Below are 6466 nucleotides of genomic sequence, written 5' to 3' on the forward strand. Positions count from 1 at the left end.
TCTGCGATATCGGGCAGGTTGACCACGATGTTCTCCGGTGTCCGGGTGGTCATCCAGGTCAGCGGCCTGGTGCGGGAGAGGTTGCACTCCACGTGCGGCAGATACGGCGGCACGAAGACCCAGTCGCCCTCCTCCATGTCGACGTAGTCCCGGAGCTCCTCGCCGAAGTAGATGCGGGCCCGGCCGGACAGGACATAGCCACCGGTCTCGGCCTCGCCGTGGTGATGGGTCACCGAGCGATAGCCGGGTTCGTTGCTGACCTTGCCGAACCAGAGACGGGTGGCGGGGGTGTGCTGGATGCTCACGCCCGAGATACGGACGGCACCGCCCGAGTCGGCGGTGTTCGCGCTCTCAAGGCCGCCGCGCGTCACCACGGGGGCGACGATGCCGTTGGGCAGCCGGTACATCGAATTATCGCCCTCGAGGCGGTACTTGCTCAGATCGGGCTCCATGGGGTCGGCTCCGTTCAGTCGGGGACCAGGATCCGATGTCTCGTGTTTCTCACGGCCGTCATCTAAAGTCAATACACCTGCCCGGCCGTGGGACAGGACGGAACACAACCGAGCCGGAGGCCCCATGACCCCCGTCCCCGTGAACCCGAGCGCCCTGCCGGCACCCAGTGGCTACTCACACGGAACACTCGCCGGAAACACCCTCCACCTGGGAGGACAGACCGCCCTCGACGCCGACATGAAGATCGTTCCGGGGGGCATCGTCGAGCAGTTCCGGCAGGCGTTCGGCAATCTGCTCACCACGCTGCGCGAGGCCGGCGGGCGGCCCGAGGACCTGGTGAGCGTGACCATCTACCTCACCGACATCCCCGACTACCAGGCGCACGGCAAGGAGATCGGCAGGGTCTGGCGCGAGCTCGCCGGGCCCGTCTACCCGGCCATGGCGGGCATCGGCTGTACGGCGCTGTGGCAGCCCGAAGCCATGATCGAGATCCTGGGTGTGGCCGTGATACCGGAGGAACGACTGGTGACGCCGCGCGCGTAGGAGGGGGACCGCGCCCGCGAGAGGGGCCGACGCGATCCGCGCATCGCTCCGGCCTCGGACGCGAGCAGGTGATCACCATCACCGCGCCAGACGTTAGGGTGCCGGGAATGACCGCGCAGACGACACCGGCCACCACCGTGGCGGGCGAACGGGAGTCCCGCCACGCCCCGCTCATCCTCACGCTCTACGGCCTCTACGCCCGGGGCGAGCACAACTGGCTCTCGGTCGCCTCGCTGATCGGCCTCATGGCGGACCTCGGCGTGGAGAGCCGGGCCGTGCGGTCCTCGGTCTCCCGGATGAAACGCCGCGATGTGCTGTGCGGCGAGCGCCGCGAGGGCGTCGCCGGGTACTCGCTCGCCGGCTCGACCCTGCAGACGCTCGCCGAGGGGGATGTACGCATCTTCCGGCAGGCCAGGGCGTCCCGCGAGGACGGCTGGGTGCTCGTGGTGTTCTCCGTGCCCGAGTCCGAGCGCGAGAAGCGGCACGCCCTGCGGACGGCCCTGACCCGGCTGGGCTTCGGCACCGCCGCGTCAGGCGTCTGGATCGCCCCCGGACACCTGGCGGACGAGGCGCGGCGAACCCTGGAGCGCCGGGAGCTGTCCGCGTACGTCGACATCTTCACCGGTGACCACGTGGCCTTCGGGGACCCGCGGCAGAAGGTCCGCTCCTGGTGGGACCTCGATGAACTCACCGCCATGTACGCGGACTTCCTGCACCGGTACGGCCCCGTGCTGGACGCGGTGACGCACCGCGAACCACAGCCGCTGGAGGCGTTCCGGACGTACGTACCGATGCTGACCCAGTGGCGGCGCATGCCCTACCGCGACCCGGGGCTTCCCCTGGAGCTGCTACCGCCGGAGTGGAACGGCGTGGCCGCGGGCGAACTGTTCGACCGGCTCCACGCCCTGCTGAGTGCCCCAGCGTCGGCGCACGCCGCGGGGGTCTGCCACGCGCGCTAGGGGAAATGAGATGAGCGGGTTTCCGGCGCGCCGGAAACCCGCTCATCTGCCGTATGCGGACTTAAGTCGGAGTCGTCACCGCTTCCCGGCTCACCGCGCCGTCCCGCGCGGCCGCACCCGCCTCCGCGTCCAGGCTTCGGCGGAAGGTCTCGGGGGCGACCGCCATCGTCGCCGCGGCGATGAGGGCACCCGCGGCCACCAGGGCCATCAGACTCCAGGAGGCCCCGCCGCTCCACAGGACCACCGACGTGGCCAGCATCGGAGTGAAGCCGCCCAGCACCACACTGCCTGCCTGGTAGCCGACCGACACTCCGCTGTAGCGGACCCGGGCGGGGAACAGCTCGGCGTAGAACGCGGCCAGCGGGCCGAACACCGCGCCATGTCCCAGGGCCATCATCACGACCAGGGCCAGACAGATCAGCACCGGCGACCGGGTGTCGACCATCAGGAAGAACGGTCCCGCGAACGCCGCCATGAAGAGCGCGCCCCCGATGAACACCGGCCGGCGGCCCACCCGGTCCGAGAGCGCACCCCACAGCGGGATCACCGCGATGTCCACCGCGGCGGCGATCATCACCCCCGTCAGCCCCACCTGCCGTGACAGATCGAGCTGTTCGGAGAGGTAGGTGAGGATGAAGACGGTGAAGATGTAGTAGTTGCCGCCCTCCGCGAACCGGGCACCGACGGCGATCAGCACCTCCCTGGGGTGATTGCGCACCACGTCGACCAGAGGACGCCGGGACCGCCCGCCGCTCTCGGCTGCCTGGACGATCGACTCGGGCTCCGAGATCCGGAACCGGATGTAGAGGCCGACACCGGCCAGCAGCGCGCTGGCGAGGAAGGGCAGCCGCCACCCCCACGCCAGGAACTGCTCATCCGGCAGCAGGGACACGGCGCTGAAGACACCGGTGCCCAGCAACAGCCCCGCCGAGACCCCGGTCTGCGGCCACGCCCCGTACAGCCCGCGCCGGCCGCTCGGCGCGTGCTCGACCGCCATGAGCACCGCGCCACCCCACTCGCCGCCGACCGCGAATCCCTGCACCAGGCGCAGGAAGACCAGCAGGGTCGGCGCCCACAGACCGATCTGGGCGTGGGTCGGCAGCAGACCGATCAGGGTCGTGGCCGCCCCCATCAGGGTCAGCGTCACCACGAGGGTGGCCTTGCGGCTGACCTTGTCCCCGTAGTGCCCGGCCACGAATCCGCCCACCGGGCGGGCCAGGAACCCGGCCGCGAAGGTCGCGAAGGCGGCCATGATCCCGGCGGCCGAGCTGACCTGCGGGAAGAACAGCCGATTGATGACCAGGGCGGCCGCGGTCCCGTAGATCGTGAAGTCGTACCACTCGATCACGCTGCCGATGGTGCTGGACGACAGTGCCCGCCTGGCCGGGGCCCCTGACGCCGTCGATGCTCCGGAGGGCATGGCTGCCTCCTCCTCTTCCGCGCGGCTCTTCTTCGCGGATGTCGATGGGATGGGTCAGACGAGGGGTCAGGCGCCGTAGGAGTGGCCGGGGGCCCAGGTCAGGGGCTGCCCGGCGTACTTGGCCGCCCGGACGTCGCCGGAGCGGGCGTGGCCCTCGAAGAGCTCGGTGCGCGCCGCCCGGCCGCAGACCTCGCCGAGCCGCGCGCTCGACGCAGGGTCGGTGACCTGCTGGTAGGTGACCGTCTTGAGGTACTTCCCGACCCACAGCCCGCCGGTGTAGCGGGCCGCGCCGCGCGTGGGCAGCACATGATTGGTGCCGATCACCTTGTCCCCGTAGGAGACGCAGGTCCCCTCGCCCAGGAACAGCGCCCCGAAGTTCCGCATGGCGTCCAGGGCCTTGCGGGGCTCGGCCGTGAGGATCTGGACGTGCTCGCTGGCGTAGGAGTCGGCCAGCGCGTACGCCGCGTCGAGGTCGTCGACGACATGGACCTCACCGTGGTCCCGCCACGCGGGCCCGGCCAGATCGCGGGTCGGCATGTCCGGCAGGATCTCCTCGACATGCGCGATGACCTCGCGGCCGATCCGCTCCGAGGTGGTGATCAGCACCGCCGGGGAGTCGGGCCCGTGCTCGGCCTGGCTGAGCAGGTCCACGGCCGCGATGAACGGGTCGGCGTGCTCGTCGGCGACCACCAGGGTCTCGGTCGGCCCGGCGAACAGGTCGATGCCCACCTCGCCGAACAGCTGCCGCTTGGCCTCGGCCACATACGCGTTGCCCGGCCCGGCGAGCAGATCGACCTTGCTGATGCTCTCGGTGCCCAGGGCCATGGCGGTGATCGCCTGCACCCCGCCCAGCAGATGGATCTCATCGGCCCCGGCCAGGTGCATGGCCGCGATCGTGGCATCGGGCACCTCGCCCCGGATGGGCGGCGTGCACGCCACGACCCTCGGCACCCCGGCGGTCTTGGCGGTCACGATGGTCATGTGGGCCGAGGCCAGCAGCGGGTAGCGGCCGCCCGGCACATAGGCACCGGCCGCGGCGACCGGGATGTGCTTCTGCCCCAGCGAGACACCGGGCAGCGTCTCCATCTCGAACTCGCTCAGGGAGGCCAGCTGCCGCTCCGCGAAGGTGCGCACCTGGCGCTGGACGAAGCGGATGTCCTCCAGCACCTGCTCGGGCACCCGGGCGACGATCTCCTCGATCTCCTCCGCCTTCAGCCGGAAGGACTCCGGATCCCAGCGGTCGAAGCGGGCGGAGTACTCGCGGACGGCGGCGTCGCCGCGCGAGCGGATGTCGGAAATGATCCCGGCGACGGCGTCGGTGACCTCAGGGCTGCTGCTGCCGGGCGTGCTCTTCGCGGCGGCGGCGGCTTTCAGGGTCAGGACCATGGCGGAGCCAATCTCTCGGCGCCCTCTCGGACGCATGGTTACGTATTCATGGGGACCGTACGCCTTCGCTGTGAATACGTAAACATGCATCCGGGAGATCTTTTGCCGACGGCCCCGGCGGGGCGGCGGTGGGCGCGCCGCTAGGATGACTACGTAAACACCCAAAAGCGCCGCCGGGGCCGGACACCGCCCCGCGGATCCGGCCCTACGGAGGAGCTGTGGTCACCAGCCAGGACGTGGCCCGGCTGGCCGGAGTGTCGCAGGCGACCGTCTCCCGGGTGCTGCAGGGCAGCGCCAGGGTCTCCCCGGAGACCAGGGAGCGCGTCCTGACCGCCATGAAGCAGGCCGGGTATCACCCCAACGCGGCCGCCAGGGCCATGCGCACCCGGCGCGCCGGCACGATCGGCGTGGTCGTCGCGGACATCACCAACCCCTTCTATCCGCAGCTGCTGGAAGCGGTCAGCGATGAACTCGGCCGCGCCGGGCAGCGGATGACCCTGTGGAACGCCACCGGCCCGAGCGAGGCCAGCGCCCTCGAGGCGATCCGCGAAGGCGCGGTGGACGGGCTCCTGTTCACCACGGTGACCGAGATGTCCAAGCCACTCGAAGAGGCGCTGCAGCGGAACGAGCCCGTGGTGCTGCTCCACCGGGGGCTGGACCACATCGGCTGCGACCAGGTCACCGCCGACAACGTGGCCGGGGGGCGGCTCGCCGCCCGGTACCTGGTGCGGGCCGGACACGAGCGCATCGGCTTTCTGCGGGGACCGCAGTCGGCCAGCACCGCGCTCCACCGGGAGCGCGGCTTCCGCGAGATGCTCGACGAACTCGGGCACCCACTGCCGCCCGAGCTGGTGCTGCCGGGAGACTTCTCCCACGACACGGCGCGCGCGGCGATGCGCGAACTGCTCGACCGCCCGCAGCCCCCGTCCGCCGTCTTCTGCGCCAACGACCTCACCGCCCTCGGTGCCGTGGACGGCGCGATCTCGCTGGGCGTGCGGATCCCCGAGGACGTCTGGGTGGTGGGGTACGACGACATCGCGATGGCCGCGTGGGAGGCGTACGGCCTGACGACGGTGCGGCAGCCGATCACGGACATGGCGCGGATGGCGGTGCGCATGCTGATCGAGCGGATCGACGACCGCACGCTGCCCGCCCGGCGTCGCGAGTTCCCGGCCGAGCTGGTGATCCGGCGGTCCACCGCGCATACGCCCGCTTCCTGACGGCGTTTCGGGGCGGGGCTCGGTCCACCGCATGGGAACGCCGCCGCCCGGGTGCGGGGTGCTCCCGGGCGGGCGGCTCGTCGGGTGCCCGGCGCGGCGGACCGTCAGGCGGTTCAGCCCGCCAGGGTGTTGCGCAGGGCGGCGAGCCCGTCGGCGTAGATGCCGTGGAAGAGCGCGACGGCTTCGTCGTCGCTGACGCCGGTGGGGGTGAACGTCCCGGACCACTCGACGCGCGACGCGTCGGACCGGCCGGGGACCTCGCGCACGCGCAGCGTGGAGAGGTAGTCGGTCACCGGGAACGGCGCCTCCAGGATGGCGTAGCTATACGAGCGCGCCGCGTCGTCGAAGGCCACGAGTCGCTCGACGATCACGCCGCCCTCCTCGTTGCGCAGTCGACGGACGCGGCCGCCCTCGGCGGCGACGCTCTCGGAGATGTACGGCAGCCAGTCGGGCAGCGCGTCGAAGCCGCCGATGAGCTGCCACAC

7 protein-coding genes are annotated in these 6466 nt (G+C 71.2%); 3 read left to right on the forward strand and 4 right to left on the reverse strand.

The genetic code is table 11. The features are described from left to right. Nucleotides 1–452: cupin domain-containing protein (locus tag GWI24_RS38500; RefSeq protein WP_210950682.1), on the reverse strand; the 452-nt coding region annotated here is incomplete at its 3' end. Between the two features lie 124 nt (nt 453–576). On the opposite strand from GWI24_RS38500, the gene GWI24_RS38505 reads away from it, so the two are divergent. Both GWI24_RS38505 and GWI24_RS38510 read left to right on the forward strand, forming a co-directional pair. Beyond that, nucleotides 577–996: a RidA family protein gene (locus GWI24_RS38505; protein ID WP_210950683.1), complete on the forward strand. Its 420-nt coding sequence runs from the start codon at nt 577–579 to the stop codon at nt 994–996. Between the two features lie 107 nt (nt 997–1103). After that, nucleotides 1104–1955 carry a PaaX family transcriptional regulator C-terminal domain-containing protein gene (locus GWI24_RS38510; RefSeq protein ID WP_210950684.1) on the forward strand — a complete coding sequence of 284 codons (852 nt, stop codon included), beginning with the start codon at nt 1104–1106 and terminating at the stop codon, nt 1953–1955. A 61-nt stretch (nt 1956–2016) separates the two neighbouring features. On the opposite strand, the gene GWI24_RS38515 is transcribed toward GWI24_RS38510, so the two are convergent. Further along, nucleotides 2017–3375: an MFS transporter gene (locus tag GWI24_RS38515; RefSeq protein ID WP_210950685.1), complete on the reverse strand. Its 1359-nt coding sequence runs from the start codon at nt 3373–3375 to the stop codon at nt 2017–2019. A gap of 66 nt (nt 3376–3441) precedes the next feature. Beyond that, a complete protein-coding gene (hisD, locus tag GWI24_RS38520) occupies nt 3442–4761 on the reverse strand; it encodes a histidinol dehydrogenase (RefSeq protein ID WP_210950686.1) in 1320 nt (439 codons plus the stop codon). Between the two features lie 218 nt (nt 4762–4979). On the opposite strand from hisD, the gene GWI24_RS38525 reads away from it, so the two are divergent. Next, nucleotides 4980–5981: a LacI family DNA-binding transcriptional regulator gene (locus GWI24_RS38525; protein WP_210950687.1), complete on the forward strand. Its 1002-nt coding sequence runs from the start codon at nt 4980–4982 to the stop codon at nt 5979–5981. Between the two features lie 113 nt (nt 5982–6094). On the opposite strand, the gene GWI24_RS38530 is transcribed toward GWI24_RS38525, so the two are convergent. Beyond that, a partial coding sequence (locus GWI24_RS38530) for an SRPBCC family protein (RefSeq protein ID WP_210950688.1) occupies nt 6095–6466 on the reverse strand: 372 nt, incomplete at its 5' end.

Source organism: Streptomyces sp. MK37H (assembly GCF_018035285.1).
In the GTDB taxonomy this organism is placed as follows: Bacteria; Actinomycetota; Actinomycetes; order Streptomycetales; family Streptomycetaceae; genus Streptomyces; species Streptomyces endocoffeicus.

Excerpts from the sequence above, each read along its gene's own strand:
- GWI24_RS38505 (WP_210950683.1), top strand. The coding sequence starts at position 577 with ATGACCCCCGTCCCCGTGAACCCGAGCGCCCTGCCGGCACCCAGTGGC.
- GWI24_RS38515 (WP_210950685.1), bottom strand. The coding sequence starts at position 3,375 with ATGCCCTCCGGAGCATCGACGGCGTCAGGGGCCCCGGCCAGGCGGGCA.
- hisD (WP_210950686.1), bottom strand. The coding sequence starts at position 4,761 with ATGGTCCTGACCCTGAAAGCCGCCGCCGCCGCGAAGAGCACGCCCGGC.
- GWI24_RS38510 (WP_210950684.1), top strand. The coding sequence starts at position 1,104 with ATGACCGCGCAGACGACACCGGCCACCACCGTGGCGGGCGAACGGGAG.